26 protein-coding genes and 2 pseudogenes are annotated in these 25273 nt (G+C 38.1%); 9 read left to right on the top strand and 19 right to left on the bottom strand.

From position 1 onward, the window contains the following. Window positions 1-19: 19 nt before the first annotated feature. The 3 genes from dpaL to KHA99_RS10000 form a co-directional block, all read right to left on the bottom strand. Window positions 20-1246 (bottom strand): diaminopropionate ammonia-lyase, encoded by a 1227-nt coding sequence (gene dpaL / locus KHA99_RS10010; RefSeq protein ID WP_284036585.1) that lies wholly within the window; start codon window positions 1244-1246, stop codon window positions 20-22. A 17-nt stretch (window positions 1247-1263) separates the two neighbouring features. Next, a complete protein-coding gene (locus KHA99_RS10005; protein ID WP_372447581.1) occupies window positions 1264-1644 on the bottom strand; it encodes a RidA family protein in 381 nt (126 codons plus the stop codon). A 181-nt stretch (window positions 1645-1825) separates the two neighbouring features. Further along, window positions 1826-3583: a sigma 54-interacting transcriptional regulator gene (locus KHA99_RS10000; protein ID WP_213117304.1), complete on the bottom strand. Its 1758-nt coding sequence runs from the start codon at window positions 3581-3583 to the stop codon at window positions 1826-1828. Window positions 3584-3912: 329 nt separating this feature from the next. Here KHA99_RS10000 and KHA99_RS09995 point away from each other — a divergent pair, with 329 nt between their 5' ends. The 3 genes from KHA99_RS09995 (at window position 3913) to KHA99_RS09985 (ending at window position 4969) form a co-directional block, all read left to right on the top strand. Then, on the top strand, window positions 3913-4131 hold the full coding sequence (locus KHA99_RS09995; RefSeq protein ID WP_213117303.1) for a DUF1659 domain-containing protein: 219 nt from the start codon (window positions 3913-3915) through the stop codon (window positions 4129-4131). Window positions 4132-4273: 142 nt separating this feature from the next. Next, a complete protein-coding gene (locus KHA99_RS09990; RefSeq protein ID WP_213117302.1) occupies window positions 4274-4492 on the top strand; it encodes a DUF2922 domain-containing protein in 219 nt (72 codons plus the stop codon). A 339-nt stretch (window positions 4493-4831) separates the two neighbouring features. Continuing rightward, entirely contained in the window at window positions 4832-4969 is a 138-nt protein-coding gene (locus tag KHA99_RS09985; protein WP_213117301.1) for a YvrJ family protein, read from the top strand. Window positions 4970-5137: 168 nt separating this feature from the next. Here KHA99_RS09985 and KHA99_RS09980 read toward each other — a convergent pair. Continuing rightward, window positions 5138-5636, bottom strand: a pseudogene (locus KHA99_RS09980) (GNAT family N-acetyltransferase). A gap of 214 nt (window positions 5637-5850) precedes the next feature. On the opposite strand from KHA99_RS09980, the gene KHA99_RS09975 reads away from it, so the two are divergent. Beyond that, a complete protein-coding gene (locus KHA99_RS09975; protein ID WP_213117300.1) occupies window positions 5851-6312 on the top strand; it encodes a GNAT family N-acetyltransferase in 462 nt (153 codons plus the stop codon). 125 nt (window positions 6313-6437) lie between these two features. Here the strand turns inward: KHA99_RS09975 and KHA99_RS09970 are convergent, their stop codons facing one another. The 5 genes from KHA99_RS09970 to KHA99_RS09950 form a co-directional block, all read right to left on the bottom strand. Then, window positions 6438-7046, bottom strand: coding sequence for a transglutaminase-like domain-containing protein (locus tag KHA99_RS09970; RefSeq protein WP_284036588.1), 609 nt, complete (start codon window positions 7044-7046; stop codon window positions 6438-6440). Between the two features lie 182 nt (window positions 7047-7228). Further along, the gene (gene bla, locus KHA99_RS09965; RefSeq protein ID WP_213117299.1) at window positions 7229-8167 is read right to left on the bottom strand and encodes a class A beta-lactamase; all 939 of its coding nucleotides are present in this window, start codon (window positions 8165-8167) and stop codon (window positions 7229-7231) included. A gap of 218 nt (window positions 8168-8385) precedes the next feature. Beyond that, the gene (locus tag KHA99_RS09960; protein WP_213117298.1) at window positions 8386-10431 is read right to left on the bottom strand and encodes a peptidoglycan D,D-transpeptidase FtsI family protein; all 2046 of its coding nucleotides are present in this window, start codon (window positions 10429-10431) and stop codon (window positions 8386-8388) included. 121 nt (window positions 10432-10552) lie between these two features. Next, complete coding sequence (locus KHA99_RS09955; RefSeq protein WP_213117297.1) at window positions 10553-12349, bottom strand: BlaR1 family beta-lactam sensor/signal transducer; 1797 nt, start codon at window positions 12347-12349, stop codon at window positions 10553-10555. Next, the gene (locus KHA99_RS09950) at window positions 12349-12738 is read right to left on the bottom strand and encodes a BlaI/MecI/CopY family transcriptional regulator (protein WP_213117296.1); all 390 of its coding nucleotides are present in this window, start codon (window positions 12736-12738) and stop codon (window positions 12349-12351) included. The genes KHA99_RS09955 and KHA99_RS09950 overlap by 1 nt, the downstream gene beginning before the upstream one ends. Before the next feature lie 300 nt (window positions 12739-13038). On the opposite strand from KHA99_RS09950, the gene KHA99_RS09945 reads away from it, so the two are divergent. Continuing rightward, a complete protein-coding gene (locus tag KHA99_RS09945; RefSeq protein ID WP_213117295.1) occupies window positions 13039-13449 on the top strand; it encodes a hypothetical protein in 411 nt (136 codons plus the stop codon). Window positions 13450-13671: 222 nt separating this feature from the next. Here KHA99_RS09945 and KHA99_RS09940 read toward each other — a convergent pair whose 3' ends face one another. Then, window positions 13672-14664 (bottom strand): zinc-dependent alcohol dehydrogenase family protein, encoded by a 993-nt coding sequence (locus KHA99_RS09940; RefSeq protein ID WP_213117294.1) that lies wholly within the window; start codon window positions 14662-14664, stop codon window positions 13672-13674. A gap of 85 nt (window positions 14665-14749) precedes the next feature. Beyond that, the gene (locus KHA99_RS09935) at window positions 14750-15841 is read right to left on the bottom strand and encodes a low temperature requirement protein A (protein WP_213117293.1); all 1092 of its coding nucleotides are present in this window, start codon (window positions 15839-15841) and stop codon (window positions 14750-14752) included. A gap of 62 nt (window positions 15842-15903) precedes the next feature. Between KHA99_RS09935 and KHA99_RS31345 the strand changes: the two are divergent. Both KHA99_RS31345 and KHA99_RS09930 read left to right on the top strand, forming a co-directional pair. Next, a pseudogene (locus tag KHA99_RS31345) lies at window positions 15904-16056 on the top strand (NADPH-dependent FMN reductase); the annotation flags it as partial. A 346-nt stretch (window positions 16057-16402) separates the two neighbouring features. Further along, complete coding sequence (locus KHA99_RS09930; protein WP_213117292.1) at window positions 16403-16678, top strand: GNAT family N-acetyltransferase; 276 nt, start codon at window positions 16403-16405, stop codon at window positions 16676-16678. A gap of 241 nt (window positions 16679-16919) precedes the next feature. Here the strand turns inward: KHA99_RS09930 and KHA99_RS09925 are convergent, their stop codons facing one another. Continuing rightward, the gene (locus tag KHA99_RS09925; protein WP_249366580.1) at window positions 16920-17813 is read right to left on the bottom strand and encodes a putative RNA methyltransferase; all 894 of its coding nucleotides are present in this window, start codon (window positions 17811-17813) and stop codon (window positions 16920-16922) included. Between the two features lie 393 nt (window positions 17814-18206). Beyond that, complete coding sequence (locus KHA99_RS09920; protein WP_213117290.1) at window positions 18207-18755, bottom strand: hypothetical protein; 549 nt, start codon at window positions 18753-18755, stop codon at window positions 18207-18209. A 395-nt stretch (window positions 18756-19150) separates the two neighbouring features. Here KHA99_RS09920 and KHA99_RS09915 point away from each other — a divergent pair, with 395 nt between their 5' ends. Continuing rightward, complete coding sequence (locus KHA99_RS09915) at window positions 19151-19849, top strand: VIT1/CCC1 transporter family protein (RefSeq protein WP_213117289.1); 699 nt, start codon at window positions 19151-19153, stop codon at window positions 19847-19849. A gap of 182 nt (window positions 19850-20031) precedes the next feature. On the opposite strand, the gene KHA99_RS09910 is transcribed toward KHA99_RS09915, so the two are convergent. Beyond that, the gene (locus KHA99_RS09910; RefSeq protein WP_213117288.1) at window positions 20032-20520 is read right to left on the bottom strand and encodes a DinB family protein; all 489 of its coding nucleotides are present in this window, start codon (window positions 20518-20520) and stop codon (window positions 20032-20034) included. 167 nt (window positions 20521-20687) lie between these two features. Between KHA99_RS09910 and KHA99_RS09905 the strand changes: the two genes are divergently transcribed. Next, window positions 20688-21155, top strand: coding sequence for a hypothetical protein (locus tag KHA99_RS09905; protein WP_213117287.1), 468 nt, complete (start codon window positions 20688-20690; stop codon window positions 21153-21155). A gap of 101 nt (window positions 21156-21256) precedes the next feature. On the opposite strand, the gene KHA99_RS09900 is transcribed toward KHA99_RS09905, so the two are convergent. The 5 genes from KHA99_RS09900 to KHA99_RS09880 form a co-directional block, all read right to left on the bottom strand. Then, window positions 21257-21823, bottom strand: a complete 567-nt coding sequence (locus KHA99_RS09900; RefSeq protein WP_213117286.1) for an MOSC domain-containing protein — start codon at window positions 21821-21823, stop codon at window positions 21257-21259. A gap of 252 nt (window positions 21824-22075) precedes the next feature. Continuing rightward, on the bottom strand, window positions 22076-22507 hold the full coding sequence (locus KHA99_RS09895; protein ID WP_213117285.1) for an SRPBCC family protein: 432 nt from the start codon (window positions 22505-22507) through the stop codon (window positions 22076-22078). 126 nt (window positions 22508-22633) lie between these two features. Then, complete coding sequence (locus tag KHA99_RS09890; protein WP_213117284.1) at window positions 22634-23149, bottom strand: SRPBCC domain-containing protein; 516 nt, start codon at window positions 23147-23149, stop codon at window positions 22634-22636. A gap of 208 nt (window positions 23150-23357) precedes the next feature. After that, complete coding sequence (locus KHA99_RS09885) at window positions 23358-23681, bottom strand: ArsR/SmtB family transcription factor (protein WP_213117283.1); 324 nt, start codon at window positions 23679-23681, stop codon at window positions 23358-23360. Window positions 23682-24549: 868 nt separating this feature from the next. Next, entirely contained in the window at window positions 24550-25257 is a 708-nt protein-coding gene (locus tag KHA99_RS09880) for a hypothetical protein (RefSeq protein ID WP_213117282.1), read from the bottom strand. Between the last annotated feature and the right edge of the window lie 16 nt (window positions 25258-25273).

The raw sequence follows: 25273 nt of genomic DNA, 5'->3' as shown, positions 1-25273 counted from the left end.
TTGGCCCGAGCCACCTATTTTAAATCGGACAGCGCCCTTCCCAAACAACTTTTTTATAATGGTCCGGGTCAGTATCCCCTTCTGTGCTAATCAGCAAGATTCTAGAATTTGAGTCTAGTAATATCTCATCATTTACAGATTGGTCTGCTTCCAGTTTCCGTAAATAGTAGACAAGCCCGAGGGTCACCGCGCCTGATTCACCAGAAATAACCCGAGGGTCATCCTTCAGCGGATTTCCGTAGAGCCGCATCCCCAATGCGGAAATATTATCGTTACAGGAAAAGGCTGCCTTGGCGTATTGACCCAATACCCGAAACGCCCTTGTATTAGGTTCCCCGCAGGCCAAGCCGGCCATGATGGTGTCCATTTCGCCGCCGACAACCTCTCGCTTCCCTTCTTTATTGGCAAAGGACCTGTAGTAACAATCAGCTTTTTCCGGTTCCACTACGATAATCACCGGCGGATTATCTCGATAATGCTGAACCATATAAGCAGCGATCCCAGCGGCAAAAGATCCAACTCCGGCCTGCAAGAAAATATGTGTAGGTGGTTCTCCTCCGGCGCTGCCCATTTGATCGACCACTTCTTTAGCCATCGAGGCATATCCCTGCATGATCCAAAGCGGAATTTCATCATAACCTTCCCAAGCGGTATCTTGAACCATCACCCAGCCATTTTTAATTGCAAGGTTGGCACACATTCGAACGGCATCGTCATAATTTAACTCCGTAATATCCGCCTCTGCTCCTTCATTCCGAATCGCATTCAGACGAATCAATGACGAACCCTTTGGCATATAAATGATCGATTTATGACCCAGCTCTCTTGCCGCCCAGGCAACCCCGCGGCCATGGTTCCCATCCGTCGCAGAAATAAAGGTGACTTCCCCAAGCTTTTCTTTTACCCGAGGGGACTGCAGTTCTTTAAATGAAAGGTTCTCAATGTTTTCGCCAAGTTGATTGGCCAGGTACTTTGCCACCGCATAAATACCGCCCATTACTTTAAAGGCATTAAGGCCAAAACGGTACGATTCATCCTTCACTAGGATTTCGGAAATATTTAGGTAGCCTGCTAGATTTTTTAATGAATGCAAGGGTGTTTCTGTATAGGATTCATGGGATTTTTGAAACTGGTGGATCTTTTCAACCTCTTTATCTTGAAAAAAGGATAATTCATCTTCGTTATAGACAGGATCATAAAATGTATTGGAAACCCATTTTATCCCCTTTCTCATGGTACTCTGCACTAACAACCCCTCCTTTTCTATTTTGTTACTGCAATGACTTCGATTTCCACCTTTGCCCCTTTAGGGATGGCAGAAACCTCGAAACAGCTTCTTGCGGGCTTATGTTCTGAAAAATATGATCCATACACTTCATTTACACTTTGAAATGAATCAATAGAATCAAGGAAGATCGTCGCTTTCACAATATCCTCTAAACCCAGATTTAACTCTGACAGCAATCCTGAAATATTTTTCAAGATTTGCTCAGTCTGTTCGGATGCGGAATCCCCTACTATATTCCCAGTTTCACAATCTAGCGGCAGCATGCCAGATAGAAAAACAAAACCATTGGCAATGATTGCTTGAGAATAGGGGCCTACCGCTGCTGGTGCTTTATTTGTTTTAACTTGTTGCAGCATATATTTGCTCCTCCTTTAGAGTTTTTCTATCCTTATACATTGCAAGTCGCGTGCCAAAATGAAAACCCCTGCAGTAAGCGCTTTTATAAAAATGAAAATCTTAAAAAAGTACCAAAATGATACTCAAAGTAAAAAATTCGTATCAAAATTCCTAGTAATACAATAAAGTCTCATTTTGATATCAAATATCAATTTGATACTTTTTTATTTTTCGAAACAGCGTAGCTCGTCCAATTCCTAATAATTGGCTTGCATCCTCCACGTTTAGCTGATGATTGTGAACGTATTGAAGAGCTTTTTTAATTAAATCCTTTTCCATTTCAACTAAGGAGAAAGATGTAGAGGTAAGAGGAATCTTCTGTTTTTCCATTTCTAGCTTTCGTTGAATTAATTCACCTGCTGCCTCCATGGTAATCCACCCATTGGTAATAAAATTAAATAGGTATTCAATAAAATTTTTCAATTCCCGGACATTACCCTTCCATGGATAATTTAACATGACACTTATGACATTCTTTCCAAAGCCTAGTACATTCGCATGAAATTGTTCATTGAACAAGGAAATAAAGTAGTCACTCAGAGCAATGATGTCCTCCTTCCTGCTTCTAAGCGGCGGAATCACGATAGGAATGACATTGAGCCGGAAATACAAATCCTCCCTAAACAGCCCATTGTTCACCATTTCCTGCAAGTCTTTGTTCGTTGCCGCGATCACCCGCACATCAACTGGGATAGTATGGGTACTGCCAAGACGTTCTATTTCCTTCTGCTGGAGAACACGCAACAGCTTCACTTGTAACAGCGGAGGCATCTCCCCTATTTCATCTAAAAAAATCGTCCCTTGATGGGCTAATTCAAATTTACCCGGCTTCCCTTTTTGATTGGCACCAGTAAACGCTCCTCTCTCATAACCAAACAACTCACTCTCTAATAAGTGCTCGGGAATAGCACCACAATTGACAGTAATAAAGGCATGCTCCTTCCTCATACTCGCATGGTGAATGGCTCTGGCGAATTCCTCCTTCCCCGTACCGCTTTCCCCTTGAATCAAGACGGTGGAGTCAGATTGGGATACCTTAAAGGCGTATTTTTTTACCTCTGTGATTTGTGTGCTGATACCAATAATTTGGTCAAACGGTTTCTTTTGGTCCTCCGCTGCCATTTCTGCAAGATTTCGTATCTCTTTGACATCCTGAATACTAATCAAATACTCCGTCTGATACGATGCTGGCGAAGATAGTTTTTGTTTGGTCAAAAGCAAAGATTTCTCTCCCCTGCTGGTTACAAGCGTAATGGTTCGACTAAAAACCCCTGACTCCCAAGCAAAATCACGAATTAAGTTTTGTACATGGAGAGGAACTGCCTTGTTTTCTGCTCCCAATAGCATTTCAGCTTTTAGGTTCATTTCATTCAGCTTTCCTTTTTCGTCAATCACAATCATTCCTACATGGACAAGATTCATCAACTTTTCCATTTTTTCCGAGTTGCTTGTAAGCTGTTGAATCAAATGGTATAAATGCAATTTACTTGATAAAAGGTCTGCCATTTTTCCTAAAAAAGTCAATATTCCATCCGTGTTCTCAAACAAACGCTGGCGCTGCTCTTCGTTAAAAGCCAATAGTCCAATCACACCAATCGCCCGGTTATCATATGTAATTGGCGTGCAAATCTCCCCGGTCTCTGAGCAATTTTGGAAAAGTTGGCATCTCTGACAAACCTCTGCATACCCCGGATTTGTGATAATGACTGGCTGCCCGGTACGAATGGCAGATTTATAGACGAGATCCCCCTCCATTTTGTGAAGGACACTTACCCTTTGCTCCCCTGTACCTGCAACTCTAATAAAATGATGATTGGCAATTTCAACCTCTATCTTTAAAACAGCCGCTATCGCATCTGCAATACTTTGGACAACAGGCTGAATATTCATTAAATCCATTCTTTCACCCCTACTGTCAGCTAGTTTAGTATCATTGTGATACTATACTATATTTGTAATTTTAAGACTATTTAAATTCAAATTATTTGTCAAAGAAATGCCGCAATCACTTTTTTACAACCACACCTACTCACAAAATTTCAAAGCGCACATTTACTTTGCTAGAGCAACCCGCTTACACCATAAAAACCGACAATCTTAATCATTTCAATCTCAATTCACCTACACAAACATTTATTCCTCAAATTATAAATTTTTTAAAATTAACCCTCCCCCTGTCCTTTTCCCCAAAAAAACCATAAATAAAGAGCGAAAGGAGGTGAGAAACAATGGCACAAGCATTGTTAGAAGGCTCAAAACTTCGATTGGCATTCCAGGTGGATCTGGACGAGAAGGGAAATCCTGTTCTAAAAACCAAAACATTCAGCAACATCAAAAAGGAATCGACGGTTGACCAGTTATTCCAAGTAGCAACCGCCATCTCTGCTTTATGCAACGATTCGTTAAACAAGGTCGAGCGCAGCGACAGCACAGAACTCACTGCGTAAGATTGATGCAGAGGGACGGTTCTAGTGTTTCAAATAGCTAAGGCTATACAACAACGAAACTGCAAACTTAAAAAGGAGGTAATCTGTTAAAAATGAGGCAAAAGAACCGTCCCCATGCCTCAAAGAAAGGAGGTGAACAAGAATGGCAAAGACATTGGAGTTAATGTTTGGTACGGAGTTTGGCAAGACTGCCCGGATTGCGGTGGATAATCCGAAGGAACCGGTTGATGAGGCTGCTGTCAAACAATCGATGGAGCAGATCATTGCTGCGGATGTATTTACATCTGCCAGCGGCAGATATGTTGCCGCAAAGGGTGCAAGAGTGATCGACCGCAATGTGGTTGAGTATGAAATTGTTTAATAGTTAGGTAGTGAATTTGCGGGGCAATCTAGTTAAATCAATACGTTTAAGTGGGAGGCCGGATTCCAATGCGAAACCGGCCTCTTTTAAAATGGCTCTTTTCTAAAAAATTGTTGCTATAAGGATCCGCAAATAAACATGGCAAGATCGCAAATAAAAGGGTTGATTTCGCAAATAAAACTTGGAAAATCGCAAATAAAAGTACTGTATTCACAAATAAAACCTAAAATCACCCTAAAAAAGTGTAATATTACCCTTTGTTACGTCAATTCTATAGAAAGAAGCAACAATAATTACGAAAACAGCCTTTAAAATATAAATCGGAAAGGAGAATTTGCAGTGGAACAAATCATCTCATTTATCAATGAGGTTGGCTTCCCTATCGTTGTGACACTCTATCTGCTATATCGAATAGAATCCAAGCTTGATTTAGTCGTCCAGTCGATCCAGAGCCTGCCTGAGCGCATGAAGGGGTGAAAGTAATACCGCCCTTAGGAAATCCTAAAATGACTGAAGCCACCTACCTTTTCTATGGGGAAGTTGGCTTTTTATACACAAATATTTCTTAAAAACTTGCATATTTTAGATCTTTAAACTTATCCTTTATTATTCTGTTAAGGCACTCTTTATTTGAAGAATAAAAGATTAAAATATATTCCTAATATCTTCCCAACCATACACTAGTTCGGAAAGTTTCCTGCCAGCGATTTCAACTTCAATTTTATCAATTTTTTTACCGCCAAGTGCCTCGTAAAATAGACGAGAACTATTATCTTTCAGTACAAGAACTAGCATAGAATGGATTCCCAACGCTTTAATTTCATCTATTATTGGTTTAACAAGAGCTGATCCAATACCTTTGCCCTGGTATTCTTTTAAAATATATATTGCATATAGCTCTCCATCAAATCCACTGTATTTACCGCTTCTTTCTTTACCACCAGTCGAAAAACCCACAATTTCACCTTCATCATTTTCAGCTACATATACACCGCCGTTAGGAATGTTATCTACCCATAACTGTTCTCGACTTTCAAATATTAAATTATTTAGATATTCGTCTGGAACTTGTTGTTTTCCAACTGTCAACGTGTACTTTAGCTATTCCTTTCGCATCGGCTAAAACTGCTTTTCTAATTTTAATAAGCCCATCCACTTGTCACATCCCCTTTATATAATAAATTGTACCATTTATTGTATCTTCCTTTTTTCAACTAAAATGCCCAGTGGGTTAATGAAAAAAAGCATGGTTTTCAAGCGAAAGTCCTTATTTTCGATATCTGAGGATCATTATCATGTAATTAAACAATGTGGCAGATGTTCATATAATGACAGAAATGGAGTAAGAGGTGGGGAAATTGAAATTTAAGATCATACCATCAAAGCTAGCGGAAGCAAACGAATTGTTAAAGATCCAAAAAGAAGTGTTTCATTCAGATTTAATCAAATATAAGGATTATCATACAAGTCCTGCAACGGAATCATTGGATTACTTTTGTTTTAGAATGCAAAATTCTTTGCACTATTCTATTTTGGTTGGTGGGAGGCTTGCTGGCGGAATTTGTCTTGTAAAGCAAACAAAAGATCATCATTATTTGTATCGTATTTTCCTTGGCTCTGAATTTCAAAATAAAGGATTGGGATCGGAAATTTTACAGGAGTTGGAAAGGAAATTCCCTAAAGTAAAAAAATGGTCACTTGATACCCCTAAGGACAACCTTAGAAATCGCCATTTTTATGAAAAATTTGGCTATAAAAAAATAGGGGAGCAACAAATTAACGAATACTTAACTCTAATTAATTATGAAAAGATTCTTTAACCTTTTTTATGCTCCTTTTATTAAGGTTGATATTCTCAAAAATAAAGTCCCAACTGCCCCGTTAGAGGGTAAAAAGGGATTGCTGCGATCCCATCTTCAACATAAGCTACCCATTAGTGATACAATTACAACCTCTCTGGCAAGTGATATTTATACATTTCTAATGCATTTGTATTATCTTCTAAAACAGCCACAATTTTGGGATGTGGTTTTGCATAGATAACTGGATAATCCTTTTCATCAAGTTCTTCATTAATGGGAAAAGCTAATTTTTCTTCTTCAATTGAAAATTGGGCATCAATTCCCTCTTTATTTCCACGAGCGTCAACCCTAATCCATTTATTAAGTGATTTAAGGAAGATAGCATTCAAAGCGTGAATACAATACCCTTTTTCTGGAGTATCAAATAACATCAATCTTTGATAACAAAAACCTGTTGGTATTCCCTGCGAACGCAATAAAGAAGCTAATAGGTGTGATTTTGCATAGCAAATTCCCTCTTTAAAGTCTAATACTTCTGCAGCATTACAAGTAACTCGGTTCGATTGAATATCCCAAGAATGAGAAATTCCATCACGAACAAATTCAAAAGTTATTCTTGCTTTTTCAATTTCCGTTTGAGATGGATTAAAAAGTTCATCTGCTTTCTTTTTTATAATTGGATTAGAATAATTAACTTCTGTTAATTCGATTAAATAGTCATCTATTTTTTCCGACTCACAAAACAAATTCACAAACCCTTCTCCTCTCAATAAAGTGAATAAATATGTATATATAAACATTATTATACAATTTATTTTCCTATTATTGTAAAGAAAAAAATCAGCCAGCACATACTAATCTTTCTAATGATTGTATGTGCTGACTGAATGATAAGCCCGTTCACTGTTGTTATTAAGAATTGTGGTGAGTGAATTTACTTAAGAGCGTTAAGTGCAATCTTTGCCGCTTCTGCGATCAGCGCATTGTCAAAGGTGGCATTCTGTGTATCGCGGCTGGATAGAACTGCGATGACAATAGGAGCTCTATTTGGCGGCCAAACGATCGCGATGTCATTCCGCGTTCCATAGCTTCCTGCCCCGCTCTTATCAGCGACTTCCCATCCTGTTGGTGCACCAGCCCGAATCAAGGCATCTCCAGTGGCATTTCCTCGCATCCAATCTGTCAGGAGCGTACGTTTTTCAGCGGGGAGCACGTCGCCGACTGCGAAAGCCTGAAGGCTGGTTGCAAGTGCTTTTGGCGTGCTGGTGTCACGTCTGTCTCCAGGAACGGCTGAGTTCAAATCCGTCTCGTAGCGATCAGCTTGGGTTACGTGATCGCCAATCTGCCTCAATGCTGCTTCAAACCCCTCAGGGCCTCCCAGTTTCTCTAATAAAAGGTTCCCTGCAGTGTTGTCACTATATCGAACAGCAGCCTCAATAACTTCCCGAAGAGTCATCCCGATATCGACGTGAAGGCTTGTGACGGGTGAATACGTAACGATGTCCTCGCTATTGTATGTAACTAACTCGTCAAGCTGATCAATGGAGGAATGCTGCAGCAATGCACCTGCGGCTAGAGCTTTGTAAGTAGATGCGAAAGCGAACCGCTCTTGAGGCCGATAGGAGACCTTCCGATTTGTACCTGTATCGATCGCGTAGACTCCAAGACGAGCATCATATTTGTCCTCAAGTTTTGCAAACTCACGGTGTATTTGGGGTGCTGGTGTTTTTCTCACTACCTTTTCGGTCTTGTCAGAAGGATTATCGGTAGTCATCGACCAGCCGGCAAGCGGTACAATGGCAACTGCCAGCACAAGCAGGGTAACTATAAAACTTTTTATGTTGAAAATATCATCTGTTTTCCTCAAAATCATTACCTCTTTCTATTAATATTAGAAGTTCTGAAAATAGAATAAGCGGCTTATTGCACCTTTTCAGCTCCTTAAAAAACTGCCCCGAAATACTGGGTAGGAAAAGTATACCTCCTTTCTACAATTTGATTACATGCGTAAGATTAGGCTACGCATGGTAATACTACAAATGTAGTATTTATTACACACTTAATACTACGCTTGTAATAAAATGATGTCAATCATTTTGCAGTTGGCTGTCCTTTTTCCTTAAGGTCAAAATATGCCCGAAAAACCCGCTGGCTGATGATATTCGCTGCACTGTGCGGCTGAGCATAACCATCGCGATAGGCATTTGGCACAATTACGGCAATGGCAATCTCGGGATCATCAAATGGGGCATAACCAGCAAAAGATAGATTCCAAGTCTTCACCCCATTTTTATAGGATTCCGAGGTCCCGGTTTTACCCGCGGCATTGTACGGTTCGTCTTTAAAATATCCTCTCGCTGTTCCTTGAGAACCATGGGTGACCAGCCAAAAACCCTGTTGAACCCGCTTAAGCATCTCCTGACTCATATCCACCTGGTTCAGCACCACTGGTTCGATTTCATCGATTACATTGCCTGGTTCATCGCCATCCACATTGGGTTCGCGAATCTCCTTCACCAATTGGGGCTTCATCCGGTATCCTCCATTGGCAATTGTTGTTATATACTGGGCAATTTGCAGCGGTGTATAGGTATCTAATTGTCCGATGGCAATTTGAAAGTAGGTGCTTGGATTGGTTCCTTTAATTCCCGCCGTTTCATTATCAAAACCAATACCGGTCGGGATGCCCAAACCAAATTGATTAAAATAATAGCGGATCGTTTCAATTTTTTTCGGATCGATATTTAATGTGCCATTGGGGACATACTTGCCGCCCATCATTTCAATTGCAGTTTTCCACATATACACGTTGGAGGAACGCTCCAATGCCTCTAAATCGTTAATTCTGTTCATAACTTGGTAAGAGGAGAAGGTTCCCGATCCCTTAAATCGCATGACTTCATCCAGCTCCGTTTCCCCGAAATCCCTGACACCCGTTTGGTATCCGGTTAATACGGTCGCCCCTTTTACAACGGACCCCTGTTCAAACGCATAAGTGAAGGTTCCTGGGGTAAAATCGGTAAACTGCCCGGACTTCCTGTCATACACTTTTCCTGACATCGCCAGAATCCGGCCTGTTTTTGGTTCCATGGCCACGACAAAGGCAGTGTCAAGGGTATCCGTATGGGGCTTTTGGATGGCATTGACCAACTCTTCCTGCATAATTTTTTCCACCTGGGCCTGAAACTCCATATCAATGGTCAGTACAAGATCCTTGCCGCTCTTCCCTTCCGAAACCGTCTCTGTACTCACCACATTTCCATTTTTGTCGGTCACCGTTTTCACTTTTTCCTTTTGGCCCTGCAGGACGCTGTCATAGAGTTCTTCAATATAACTTTTCCCGACGCGGTCATTCAGTTTGTACCCTTTAGAAGTATAGTAATCTACCTTGTCCGCCGGAAGGCCTTCATCTGCACTCGTTACTTCTCCGAGCATATTCCAAAATGTTTCCCCGTAGGTTCGGCCTCTCTTCCAATCAGTCGTGACATCAACACCAGGCAGGTTATCCAGATTTTCATTAACCTTTGCAAATTCTTCCTCTGTTACATTTTCATTTTTGACTATCGTCGGAGTTAAAGCGGTGGCGGACGAAAGTTTCCGGTAGATAGCCGCCAGGTTTTTGTCCATTCCCTTGAGATCGCTTTCTGTAATGCGGTTCAATTTTAATTGATATAAATCCTTATCATTCAGCTTTTCCTGTTTGTATAATTTCTCCTCCTTCTTTGTGATTAAATCCGTGCCATTGTTATGTTCTAGCAGCCAGATATCTTTCAAATCCCGATCGGTCACTTTATTGATCTCTTTATCCGTCATGACCAGGAAGGTATTTAACTTTTTGGCCAGTTTAAGCAATTCTCCCGGCTGCGGATTTTTCGGCGGTGTATAGATAATCGCCTTTTCCGGAATATTGTAGACTACTAACCTATCGTTCGTGTCGTATATTTTTCCGCGTGGAACAGAATAGCTGACAGGCGTCACATCCGTCTTCTCAGCTTGAGCCGCAAAGGCTTCTCCTTTAAAAATTTGAATAAACCCCAGGCGCAGAATTAAGATGGAAAAAAGGACAAAGACCACTAAAAAAAGACTAGTCAATCTCCATCGAGTTTTACTTTTTACGATATTTTCTTTTTGCTTCAAAACTTATCAGCCCTTTCCTATTGGGAAATTTGTGTAAAAGGTGAACTCTTAATACTACATTTGTAGTATTTGGAGCAAAAAACACCCAAAAAGAAAGATACATCCTTTCTGGGGTTATTTTTTAATAAATCTGTTTATCATGCAGGATCTGCTTGGCAATCTCCGCTGCCTTACTTCCCTGGGCCAGGCCATCCTTATTTTGAATATTAATGGCAAAATAAAAACGATCCTCACCTTTATCGACAAAGCCGATAAACCAGCCATTTACATTCTTTCCATTAACCCTACCGGTTCCCGTTTTACCGTATAACCGCCCATTTCTTTGCTCATCTATAAAAAGTGCCTTTTGTACCGCTTTGATATTTTCCGCTTTAAAACCCCATTGATTTTCATCTAATTGGGATAACAATTGGACTTGTTCAATGGGTGATATTTTTAGAGAAGATTCCATCCAGTAACTGTCCAAATTCCCTGAAAGATCCTCATTCCCGTATTTTATCTTGTGAAAATAATCTTGCAGCGGCTTTCTGCCTACCTCCCGATCGGTATTCTGGAAATACCAATTCACCGAACGGCTTAAGGCAGTCGCCAAGTTTTGATTTTGATTCCATTCTGCAAAGGGATAAATTTTCCCATCCCAAACCTGGTTATTGTTATTCGGGGAAATCACATTGGATTCCAATGCAAATAAGGCCGAATATATTTTATAGGTACTATCAGGAGAAACCCTCTGTTCACTCATCTCGCGATTATAGATTTGATATTGATTTTTAGAAGAGTCATATAAAACAAAGCTTCCCTTGTAGCCCTTAAAATAGGCGCTTAGATCTTCATAGACCGCATTCTTCCCGCTAAACTGATACACATCATTTGGGCTGGCAATAACGTTGGTGAAGGGAGCAAGGAATAGCACCACCATTGCTAAAACAGCAAATATGACCTTGCTTTTCCATTTCAATAACAGAGAATCTTTAGAGTAGCTAGCAATGCACTGGATTCTTTGTTTGATTTGTTTTTTTGTCCCGCCTATACCCGGAGCAATCTGTTCAAAGGGACGACCCTGCTTTTTATCTGCAAAACGAATGATCGTATACCCGTATTCGATATATCCGCTTTCATCCAAAAGATTTAACACGGATGCATCACAGGCCAATTCCCGATCATTTCGGATCCTTTTTGAAGCATACCAGACGACCGGGTTAAACCAATACATAATCTGAACCAGCCACATGACGTAATTAACGAACAAATCTTTGCTTTTATGGTGGTGCAGCTCGTGCAAAAGCACATATTTTAATTCATTTAACGAGAATTCTTCTCGCGTTTTGCTTGGTAAAAAAATATAGGGTTGAAAAATCCCGAACGTGATTGGCGAGGAAATCAGAGAGGTCTCCCGCAGTCTTACGTTTCTTTTTACCCCAACCATCTTTTTGCAAGCTTCTAATAATTGATTTAGCTTTTGGTCATCAATAGCCGCAGCCGACTTTTTGATTTGATAGATTTGATAAGTTGAATAAACAGCAGCCCCTGCAAAAAGAACCACTCCAATGACCCAAACTATAAAAAGTGTATGGTACACGAAATCGGGAGCTGATTTGTTTACCGAGACCGTGAAATCATGTAATAAATCGCTGTTTGGCGCCTGAGAGGCAGCCACTCCATTCATCCCTTCACTCTTCAATGGCGCTTCTCTATTAATAGGAAGTAAGCTTTTTAAATAGCGAACTCCTTCTCCAAAGCGAAAATAATTCCAAGGTAAAAAGGCAGCAAGGAAAGGAATGCAAAGAAAATACCAAACATGGTAATGTGCTTTCACTGTCATATGCTGGTTTAATAGCTTTTTGATTAACAGAATAGTAAAAATAAGGAGGGATACCACGATGGTACTGACGAAAATTCGCAGCAGCAGTGTATCCATTATTTCTCCCCTTCTTTCTTTTCCCTCATGGACAATATTTTCTTTAATTCCGATATTTCTTCGTTCGATAACTGATCATTTTCAATAAAATTTAAGACCATTGAATGTAAAGTACCGCCGAAAAACTGCTGCAGAAAGGATTTACTTTTTTGCTCAACATATTGGTCCTTTTCAACTAGTGAAGAATATATAAACACTCGGCCATCTTTCCTTGCATGCAAAGCCTTTTTCTTAACTAGGCGCGCCAGCATGGTGTGTATGGTATTGGGCTTCCAATCACTCTTATTCGATAATTTCTCCACTACCTCAGGAGTCGAAATCGGCTCATAGTTCCATATAACCTTCATCACTTCATATTCTGCTTCTGATATTTGTGGAATCTCCTTCATGATACCTCTCCTACTTTTACAACTGTAGTATTTATTATAGCAGGAAGGTCCAAGTATATAAAGTATTTTGGGGACCTAGCCTGTGGTAAATAATCCCCTGTGTGTTGAGGATTTATTTTTGATCCTATTTTTACGATATGATTTGGACTTTAATAATTCTATCGTATTTTTACCATTAGCAATGACTTTGCCATCATCCACTAACATGTCAATGGGGAACATCGTGTTTTCTTTGGAATAACACCACTACATTTGTTTTACATACAATAAAGCAAAATTGTAATTCTGGGGTTGTTAATAATGGATAATCCAAAGTTTTGGAGTCATAGTGGAAAAGACTTGAATGATGATTATAGAAAAAAAATACTGCAACTGGAAAAAGAGGTTTCGTTTGGTCTTTGGGTTCAAGTGCTTGGACAGATTATCGAACTTAAAGGTTTATCAGAGCTTTATTATTTAGAGAAAGATTCCAATAAAATAGGTGAACAACAAATACTAACCGGTGTTTGGACTAGGACCATTGGACAAATACTTGAGGCCATATCCGTTTCAAAACAAATAGGTGAAACAGATTTAGAAAAACTTATCCAAGACCAAAAGGTCGCAATCACAGGAGACTTGCTAGTGTCAATCGGTTCAGCGATTGAAGTAATCGGAGGAATTAATGTACTTGAAGAGGAAACAGTCTCCCCTCCAGGAATTGTTCCATAGCATAATCGCCTATGGCATGTCCACAAGTGCCAATCAATTATGTTGACCAATTTTAAGAGTGGTATCCTTTCTATTAAAATAATTTGAGTAAGATTTAATCAATGATCTACCACAAATCTGGCCATGAATTGAAAAAAAAAGAGCGCATCCATGCTCTGGATAGCGCCCTTTATGTAATAACAAAAAGTCCTTTATTACCAATTTCAATTGAAGATTATTAACTCAATAACTAGTTAAAAACACTTTCCCTTTGGTCATTTTAGAAGATTCAACAGCTACAATAGCCCTTTTTATATTTAATAAATCATACTGAGAATCTACCGTCATCAAACGTAATTTTGTATCACTTATTAGATTTATTATGTGGTTAAAGGTTTCTTGCCATTTATCTGCTGAAACATTTTTATTCCAATTCCGTAAATGAAACATATTCGCGTTCACTTTAGCTTTTTTGATAATTTCTGCCCAATTAACTTGGATCCCTGATAAAAGACCGATGGTTAAAAAATTTCCGTTAGGCTGTACACAATTAGCCAATTCGTTTCCATCCGAACCCCCAACAGAGTCAATCGCTGCCTCAGCACCCATTCCATTAGTTAATTCCATAACCACTTCATTTAAGCAATTTTTAGATGTATCAATTACATACGAAGCACCCAGTTCAAGTAATTCCTCTGTATACTTATTATTTCTAGTAACTGCAATTAGTCGAAAACCTAAAACTTTCGATAATTGAGCAAAAATATGCCCAATAGCAGAACCGCATGCGTTAACCAATAAAACATCATTTGGTTTTAATTTTAAAACTTCCGTACAGACTACCCATGCTGTAATTGGATTGATATACATCTGTGCTGCCGTAAAATCATCAATCAAATCAGGGATAGGAACTGCAAATTCTGATGATGTCTTAACGTATTCTTGCCATGTCCCCTCCCCACGCAAAGGTAAAACACGTTGCCCAATAAAATGATGGGAAACTAACGGACCGACATCTTCTACTATTCCAACTCCTTCATATCCCGGAATAGTTGGTAAAGAAATCCGATGTGAATATGCCCCTCTAATCGGTATTAAGTCAGATGGATTGATAGGGCGCGCCAACATTCGGACAAGGACTTCATGATCTTTTGGTGGTTGAATGCTTTTAGACTCAACTCTTAACACATCTATAGGACTACCGAACTCATAAAATTTAATACATTTTACATCCAAAATGAAAGGTCCCCTTTATTAAAAATTAGTTTTATATAAACTAAATTCTCTTACACACAGGTTTTAAAAATATTTAGCATCTCTTTCAAGTAGTTGTTAATTTAGCATAGATGATAAAAAACAGGGTCATTTCTCCCATGATTACAATGTTTGAAACTTCCACTATCAAATTACTAATAAAAAGGGTTGCTAAAATCCCTAAAAATAACGCTAAATGATAATATTTCAAACGGTCTTGTTTAAACCTGTATTGATGAAAAACAATAGTAGTTGTAATAAAGTAGAGTAGTACGGAACCGAATATAAAATATAAGTTAAATGAATAACGAACCTCATTTAGAAACAGAAGCTTGATGGAAGCAGCAATCATGCTCAAAGACATTAATATGAAAAGATGACCATAAATAATGGTTTGTCCGGGTGTTTGGATCGATTTGTCAACTTTCTTTTCCACATTTTCGAAATACTGCCACCACATCGAAATAATTAGGATAAATGATATTATCGAAAATAAGATTGAATCCCAATCCCCTTTTTGTGGCTGTAGCACATAGAGGGTGCTGATGACGGATTCTCCGAAAAGGATTAATGTCAATGAAGCAAAACGTTCTAATAAATGAACAGTATTGGACGAAGCTTTCACCAAATACTTACGTCCGAAAAATGGCACAATAATATCAACAAAAATTCCTGCATACAATACGCTATATCGAATCCATGAATCAAATAAGATAGAAAAACATGATATGATGATTCCAATCCAAAAACGCGTTCCTAAATATTGCGCTACCTTTTTCCTATCCCCTTCTTCTAAACTTCGAACAACCAGATACTGGATCGCTGTAAGTGCTCTTATTCCAATATAGCCAATAAGAAACGGAAGATAATATTGATCAAAGTCAACCGATAAGCTGGATGTCATAATAAGGACAAACAACATCTGAAGAATCGTAAAGATCCGTTGATGTAAAAAGTCTTGTCCAAACCGATTAATAAACAACGTTTGTCCTACCCAAGACCACCAGATAGGGATAAATATTAAAACAAACTTCAAAAAATATTCTGGATAAATTTCTCCTTTTTCAACATGAAGTAATACATGAGTCGCAGTCGAAACAGCTGCCGCAAATAACAAATCATAAAAGAGTTCTATCCATGTAACTTTCTTATCTTCCATTATCATCATTCCTTCGAACCCTAATAGCTTATAGTTTAATAAAGTGATTTTTTTATAAAGAAATTCTTCCGTTTAAAAAAGTACTTATTTCGCAAATACATGAAAAAATTGACTCCAATCAAAAAGGACTTACTGATGAAAAAACTATACGATATCTTCAGAGTTATTTACAACAATTTATTTATTGGATCGATCACACTCCTAATTTAGATTAAAAAGGATAAAAAACAACATCAAAAATAACTTTGAGAATGTTTTTCTTAAAAATACTCTTCCGATTAATAGCATGGAACAATAAGCGGATGATACTAAATATTACGGTGTTTAAGATTCTAACTTGTTTCTTGCTTCAGAAGATTCATAGCTTGTAAGGAGACACTAGGAGATCAGCTGATGTTTGTTAATCCAAAAGAGAGACAAGCAGGAATATAATGATTGCATAATGCACTTCTACAGTTCCAAAAATAAACCATTTTGCGACAATAGCCATTTACATGATTCATGAGACTTAACAAGGAGCAGAGTTTTTAGAAGACATTTTTATTAGGGAGGAAATGTAAAATGTTTGACATTAAAAAAGAGAACAATACTTTTTATGTAGGAGAACCGAATAACAAGGATGCAGAAATAAGTTATGTCCCAACTGGAAAAGATAAAATTATCGTGGATCATACCTTTGTGTCAGACAGTCTTCGAGGTCAAGGAGTAGGAGAAGCATTAGTAAAGAAAATAGTCGAGTTTGCACGAGAAGAAGGGAAAATGGTTATCCCCTTATGTCCTTTCGCAAAGAATCAAATTGAACGAAATGAAGAATATCACGATATTTTAATAAAATAGTAAGATTCCTCCACAAATCTGGCCTTGAAATGAAAAAAAGAGCGCATGCTTGTTCTAGGATAGCGCCCTTTAACGGAATAACAAAAGTCACCTATTACCAATTTAAATTGAAGATTTTTAACTCAATAGCTAGTTAAAAACACTTCCCCTTTGGTAATTTTGGAAGATTCAACAACTTCAATAGCCCTTTTTACATTTAGGCAGCCTCAACATGAGACTACCTTAATGTTTTATCTACTATTTAAATGGTCTTTTTACCGATTAAAATCTCCAAGTCAACAGTTATTTGAGCAGAATCCTTATTTAAAATAGATTTTACTCGTTCCTTTGTTGCTGTCCAAGTTAAAGGAGTCATCTGAACCAACCACTCAATTAAAGGTTTGTTAAGGCTCCTCGTATAACTTAACCTTACAGAATCTACAAACTGAAAACTTTCATTAAATCTTTCCACAATCTCTACATTAGAATAATTTTGTTCTCCAGGTTTAGGAAAAAGGTGTTCCCTTAACTCTTTTAAATAACCACTTTGAGGCACAATTTTAATGACTAAACCATCTGATTTTAACAATCTATTAAATTCAGTATAATTTGAAGGAGATAAGATATTAAGAATAACATCGAACTGTTTATTCTTAAATGGTGTATTTGCAAGGTCAGCCACAGCCCAAATTTTATTAGAATAGTTCTTAGAGGCCACCACGATCCCTTCTTTAGAAATATCTATTCCTATTCCTACTACACTTTTGAAAAAGTCAGATCTAACCATATCGCAAATAGCAGAAAGATGTGAACCCTCGCCACACCCCGTATCAAGTATAGATATTGTTTCATTTGTCTTAACAACATGTTCATTTATAATTTTTGCAATTTTATTGCTTAATGGTTTATAAAAGGCACCTTCGGTAATAAGTTTCCTTCGTGCTTCAAAAAGTTCCTTGCCGTATTTCGTTTTCACCGAGCGAGAAGTAAAGTTGATATAACCTTGCTTGGCAAAATCAAACGTATGATGGTTTGCACAGATTAAACTTTTTGACTCCAAAACCTTCATAGACGAATGGCAAATAGGGCAAGCAAAAATAGCTTCATAATGGCTTGCATAATTAGCACTCTTTATTCTTTTATTTTCTTGTAACAAGGAAGTCACCTCATTCATTCGTTTTTTAGATAAATGAAAAAGGCATAGACAAATAAACCCTCGTCATATTTTTCAAAAAAATATGAGTTGGATTTTTTAAGCAGTCTATACCTTTTTTTATCTATAACGAATGAATTGAATAATCATGGTAATAACTCCTTGTTTATCTAGTTAGGGGTTAAACCCCTAACTAATCATAACAAGGCTTTATAAAATTTGTAAATAAATATCCAGCTCTTTTAGAGACTTTTTATTCTCTAACCTGCTTTGTTAGCGGAAGAAGAAAAGCTGACATTTGAAGCACTTTTAAAAATCACTAAGTTGTTACAGTTACGTCCTTACATCTGAAAATAGACTATTTCTCTGACGCTAAAACGGCTTATGCACATGTGTTTATAAAAAAGAATGAATTAAAAATAGAATTGCAAAAGCAACACCAGACCGTAAATGCCACTTCCGGTCCATCCTTTGATATCGAAATAGTCCTGATATAGGAACGGGAAGCAGGACGATCAAGGAAAGCAATCCACTTATATTATTAAAATCAAATTTGAAGCCGTGCATAAAGACAGCTACTGTATGCAAGATAATAAAAGCGATGGCGAGAATTGCAACTGGAGTATGCCATCTTCGGGCAAAGCGCAGTACAGTGGACAACCTTTTTTTTACATTGGCTTGACCTTTTAAATAATCAAGCTTAATAACACGAAGAAGCACATAATAAGCAAGTACAAAAAATAAGGCAATTCTTGCATTGGAGCCAAAATCTTTAAATGTATGTTCGAACTGCTTGCTGTGCAGAGTGGTTAAGGAAAGCTGTGATAGTCCCTTAAGTTCCCAAAGCATGATCGAAGCAGCGATAATAATCGCCACGATTACCCATATGCGTTCCTTTTTAGGAATCCATCCTTGTTTTTGGACCTTGATTGCCCGCGTATTCATTGGTTTGTCCTCCTATTAATTAGAGTAGTGTATGCATTTCTTCTGCATTTTTAAATCCAAAAGCAACTTTTAGATTCTTAATTTTGGTCATTGTCACCGAATCCTATTTTTTCGGAAAACAAACCACCTAAAGTTAAAATAACCTTCAATTTTATTTAAATACAATGTAGCACGATAAATGAATATATTTTCTAAATTAATGAATTTTTAATTATAAATTAATAGAAAAGTAGATTAATTATTTGCATACTAAACTAAAGTTTTTATTATATTTGACGAAAAAAATATTCCCCATTTTATATGCGAATTTTTTACAAGCGACAGTAAATACTATAAAAAATTTTTTCCTTTAATAGGAGTTATGAAACAATAAAAAGTTAGTTGGAGGTGAAAAAATGGATCAACACCTGCATCACGTAGAAGAACATTTTTCTGGGTCTGACTTCATTCGGGATGTTGTAATTGGTATGTCAGACGGATTAACCGTACCATTTGCATTAGCTGCTGGTTTGTCTGGTGCTGTTGATACAACAACATTGATTCTCACGGCAGGGAGTGCTGAAATTGCAGCAGGGTCAATTGCAATGGGACTTGGTGGATACTTGGCAGGAAAAACAGATGCGGAACATTACGAATCTGAACTTGCTCGCGAAAAGCGCGAAGTAATAGAGCTTCCGGAAAGCGAAGAAGAAGAGGTATCTGAAATTTTCAGGGAATATGGACTTGAAGAAGAGCAAATCAAATCTATTACCGAAACCATGAAAAAGAACCCTGAAAAATGGGTGGATTTTATGATGAGATTCGAATTAGGGCTGGAGAAACCAGAGCCTACAAGAGCCAGGAACAGTGCGATTACCATTGCAGTTTCTTATATTGTCGGAGGATTAATCCCTTTGTTCCCTTATTTTATCTTAAAACATCCTGCAACAGCATTAATGGTTTCTGTAGTGGTCACACTTATCGCCTTGATGATTTTTGGATACGTAAAAGGAAGGTTCACGGGAACTTCACCTTTTAAGAGTGCTGTTCAAACCACGATTACTGGGGGACTTGCAGCAGCAGTTGCGTTTGGTCTGGCGAGAATTCTCACTTGAAGGTAGAATTCCGTAAGTGATAAGCAATAAATACATGCATCCCCTGCCTAATGGTGGGGTCAATTTGTGAAAAAATACCCTTAAATAAACCTGCTTCGTTTACTTTAAGTACGAAACTTCACAAACTTTCAACAAAAAAGGCAATGTCAAGTAAACATCGCCCAAAATACTTCTAGATTAAATTAATCTTCTGTTCCTAAAACATCTGTATTTGGGGGCTCATAACCCATCTGACGGAGCATGGCTGCTATTTGTCCCTTGTGATGAAACTCGTGAGTAATGGTGTGCATAAGCAATTTTCGAGGAGTAATAGATAATAGTTCAGGTGTTTCTCTCCAAGGAATCTCTCTCTCAATTAGCACGTCTAATTCATGCCCTTGTAGTTTTAATAATTCATTTACGATTGAATCTACTTGTTCAAATCGTGCTTTTATTTCCTCTAAACTGAGATTATGTAATTGTTCTCTTGGAGTAAGAGGTTTTTTTGTCTTCAATAAAACAAATGAGCCAAGCCATGCAACATAGCAATCTGCTATATGAACCAATGTGTCTCTTACACTTTGCCAACCGAAACCATTTGTATGAGTAAAATGATCAGGATCTATATTCCCACAAAAATCTAACAGAGTTCCTCTAGTTTGCCGAACCCATCCATATTCGTGTTGAAGCATCAAAACACCCACCTTTAACAGATATAACTACTTATTCTATTCATGTATAGAAAAATCCTTTCCCTTCTATCACCAAACAGCTTTTCGTAAAACCACATACAAGTTCAACTTTTGGATATCCTAACAAAATAGGAGCAGCTAGCCTAGATTGGAAAAGGATGATCATGATGTCAATAAAGGTTCAAAGAATTTTAAATATTGCTACGGTCTTAATTGCATTGTCAACATTACCTCTTATGGGGTTACAAAATATAAAACGATTTTTACCTGTTTCAATCCTTATCGGTATTATAGAAGTGATTAATGCACTAATTGGGAAAAAACGTAGATGGTGGGTCTTTTATAATAAACCAAATTCATACTTATTTAATGAATTCCCATTTAATATTGGTTTGTTTTTGGTAACTTCGCTTTGGTTAATGAAGTGGTCATATGGAAAATTCATAAAGTTTATCTTACTTAATGCAATCGGTAATGCCTTTTTTGCTTATCCATTCGCCAAATTTGCGAGAAAAATTAAGTATTTCACATTGGTTCGTCTTAATCATTTACAATTTTTCTTCTATTTCTTTTCTAAGGTATTTCTGTTTTATGGATTCCAATACCTGTTTGAAAAGTACAAAAAGCCAAATTAAACTAAGGAAAAGCATTCTTGAATGATCCTGCCCTTTACATTAAGTACATTTGTCCATAAACAAGATTAATTTCACTAAAGTATAAATACGCACTATGCTGGTTAAACACGTTCAAGCTTTTTAAATGGTCTAGGAGGTAATACAGCGCGGATGGTATCACCTGGTTTCACTTCTCCACTCTGCAATATAACTCCCATTATTCCTGCTTTTCTTATTAGATTTCCGTCTGAATCCTTATCCAAAACAGCCTTTAAAAGACCCTGTTTAAAATGATCAATTTGAGCACAAGGATTGCGTAAGCCTGTTACTTTAATAATTGCAGACTCACCTATAAATAATATCGTGTCAGCAGGTAATTCAAGAAGATTTATTCCGACAGTTGTTATATTTTCACCCATTTTTCCAGGATTAATATGAAAACGGTCTGCTAACTCTTCGAATAACTCATTTTGAATTAAATGCACTTGTCTTAGGTTCGGTTGGTTTGGATTTTGTGCCACTCTCGATCGATGTTTAACCGTTGAACCAAAGTGTGCATCGCCTTTGACCCCAAAACCCTTCACTAATTTTATTATCTCTTGATTTTCTTTACTAAACGTATGCTTCTTACTCATACTAACCGCTATGACTGTTCCTAAAATTGAACTCTCTTTTTTTTCATCTAACATTCAATCCTCACAGCCTTCCTTTTTCAAACTCCCTGTTTGTTCATATTCGATAAAGGGTTAATTTTTCCTTCTTCTACTAACTTGCATCGTTAGAATAAGAAAAGACCCAACTAGTATGCAGCTCGTAACAAAAAAGGTTACTCCTTATAGGAGTAACCTGGCCGTAAGTACACAAGAAAAGACCGCAATTTAGCGGAACAAGACAAGGGGTTGCAGCATCGACCCTTTGTTTAACTCTAAGCACCTGTTTGTTTAGGTATATTTTTTCACAATCGTGTCGAGCGCATCGGACCAGCCGTCGTACACGTACTGATCACCGGGGTGACCGGCCAATCCGCGCAGGTGGAAAATCATCTCGGTACGGTCGCCGTGTGCGGTGAGGGTTAGAGTCACGACAGGGGAGTTCTCGATAGGAGCATCGGGGTAACCCCAGGTGAAGACGAGCCGTTCGAAAGGTACGACCTCTAGAAACACACCTCCGGTGGGATACTCCTCGCCGGTCTCGCTGTTGACCATCGTGTAGCGGTAGCGTCCGCCTTCGCGAACGTCGAAGGAGATAGTCTCCAGGGGTGTCGAAGGCAACCAGTTGGCGAGTTCCTTCTCCTCAGTCCAGGCGCGCCACACGAGCTCGCGGCGGGCATTCAGGGTGCGGGTAATGGTAAACACCTGTTCAGATGTGGGCATGTTCAATATTCCTCCTTTGTAATCATGTTAAATATCAATAACCATGTTTTACCATAGGTACGAAAATCTTGTTCAACTGAACTGGTTTAAAACCTTACTAACGCTGAAAACAGCGTTACAATAAATCTACTTCAGCGACTCCACTAGCTCGCTCAAACGGTCCCAAGTTTCGGTGATGCCCTGTATCATACCCATGTCCATGACGGTCTTGAGCGCCTCTTCGGAAACATATTCAGCACGGTTTATCAGCTTTGTCTTTCCACCCAAATCGATGAATTCCAATGTGATCTCGGTCGACGGCATGGATTCATTCACATTGCCTTCGGCATCCGAAAAGTAATCGGTGTAGACGATTTTCTCCGGCTCGATAATCTCCTTATAAACCCCTTTACCCCAAGATTCCATACCAAAAAATTGACCCTGATTCTGATCGACACACTTCATACAATAATGCCAAATGCCTCCCGGATGGAAATCTACGGTACAGACTGGAATCTCCCAGCCCCTCGGCCCCCACCAGCGTTTCAGATGCTCCGGCTCTTTAAACATCCTGAATACAAGATCTCGTGGCGCATCGAAAATGCGCTCCAGTACCAATACCCGATCATTCTCTACTCTCGATACCATTGTGTTGTTTGCCATTGTATTTCCTCCTTGTTAAAATGTTTTATATTTTTCAAATGGATTAACGCATTGCTTTCAACTGTGCTTCAAGTCGGTTGAGTCCATGCTTTCCTGATTAGTTCACAGGATGCATTAAAAATATTTTTACAATTATTTCCTTCCCTTTAACTTCCACGGCCGTCTGCTTTTTTGTATTCATTTTTAAAACATCCATTAATTTTAGGTTTTATTTTTCTTCTTTTTCTTGCATTTCCTTTAAATAATCGTCCAAGCTATCAAATCTTTCTTCCCAAATTCGGCGATAAGACTCAAGCCACGCATTTAATTGGATAAATGGCTCAGGTCGTAATTGGTAGATGCGCCGATTTGCATCAGCGTGTACTTTAACAATTCCGGCATCACTAAGAACACGAAGGTGTTTAGAAACTTGTGGCTGACGGATTTGTAAGCGTTCGGAAATTTCCCCCACTGTAAGGGGACCTTCTCGCAAAAGCTCTACAATCTGTAAACGATTGGGTTCGGAAAGAGCGTTCAGTGTTGTAGTATCCATTGATAGAACCCACCCCTATCCATAAAACAGCTAAATTTAATATTCATTTAACCCTTTTTAATTTAATTATAAAAAGTACTCTGTCTCAATATCCCCACCCAACTGCACACAATTCTCCAAGTACGGAGTTCTAACTCTGAATAATATTCCTTAAACAGAATATAACACAATAAGAATATTCCTGTAAAGGAATATTGTGATTATTTTTTATTAAATTAAAATCTTTTGTTTCCTTTTATAAGGATAACCTATCAGGTTGACAATTTATCTTACTGGAGAAATGTACTGGGACATCAAATCGTTTGGAATAAAAAAGAATCCATATTAATCACTCTTGATTAAAATGGATTCTTTTTGAAAAATAGATGACTGTATTCGGTTAAAAATCGCGGGACATTTCCCCCCCTAACTTTCAGTGCATTTTTATTTATATTAGGTAAGCATTAACATCCATTAGCAAAATTTTAGGTATTTCCCGGGAATTTGTTGAAATTTGAAGAATAATGACTCCGACTATTCGAACAAAGGAATATCTGTTTTGATCTGCTTGTGATATCGTCTAGGGGCTTGTCTATATCGGGTATCGCTATAGATTTCGAATTGAAAAAGATACGGGGATTGCCGTTTTTTAAATCGCGTGGACATTAGCTCTAAGATTTGGCCATACTTTCGAACAGCTAATGTTGCATCCATACTCCTTTTTTAACTTGCTTGGTGAAGAAACCTTGTTTATTCCATGTATATCATGTCGCATATCGGACCGCCTATATTATTAAATTATGAGGGTTCTAAATTTAATTGTGCCTATATCGCACAGCGATACGGAAAAAAAAAGAGCCGATTAAGCAAAAAAACTTAAATAGGCACCTTATTTTCGGATTATGAAAAAAAGCCTCTCCAATATCCCTTTAGGTTTTTGTATCGCTTCCTCTAAACGTTTATTAAAATCATTTTGTGAATGCCATTCTTTTTTTTGTTCGTCACGCATATTTTGAATTTCTACTTGTAAGAATTCGTTCATTTGTTTTTCTTGTTGCAGTAATGTTTCATAATGGGTCATTTGTTGTTCAGTTAATTTTTCAATTTTAGCATTAGTTTTTTGCGCCGAATTTGAAATATTAGAACTTATACTATGATGATCTTGTTGCAGCCGAGAAACCGCAGTTCTAAGCTGTGACATATCGTTTGTCAGTTGGACATTCATTTCACGTGTGGCTGCGAGTTCATTGACTAAAAACCTTAATACCTCTTTTAATTGATTGGGGTCTTGGGGTAAATTTTCAAATGTATCGGATGTCGCTATCTCTGTTTCATTGAATCCTTCTAATCTTTCTTTTTGTTGATATACAAGGTCTTTAGCTGTATCGTCTAGCGGCTTGTCTGTATCGCGTAACGATATAAGCGCTTCTAGATCGGATTGAACAAAGATACGCCGATCGCCATCTTTTAAAAACTCATATCCATTTCGCTCTAAGATTTGGCCATATTTTCGAACAGTGGGTGTTGCAATCCCCACTTCTTCTGCCACTTCCTTGGAAGAGAAAGCTCGCTCATTCGGTTGTATATCACGTCTCATATCGGACCTCCTATTC

The sequence above is a fragment of the Neobacillus rhizophilus genome, assembly GCF_018343535.1.
GTDB lineage: Bacteria > Bacillota > Bacilli > Bacillales > Cytobacillaceae > Neobacillus > Neobacillus rhizophilus.
The sequence above is the reverse complement of the archived record's forward strand: the minus strand, read 5'-3'. Positions and strand labels throughout refer to the sequence as shown.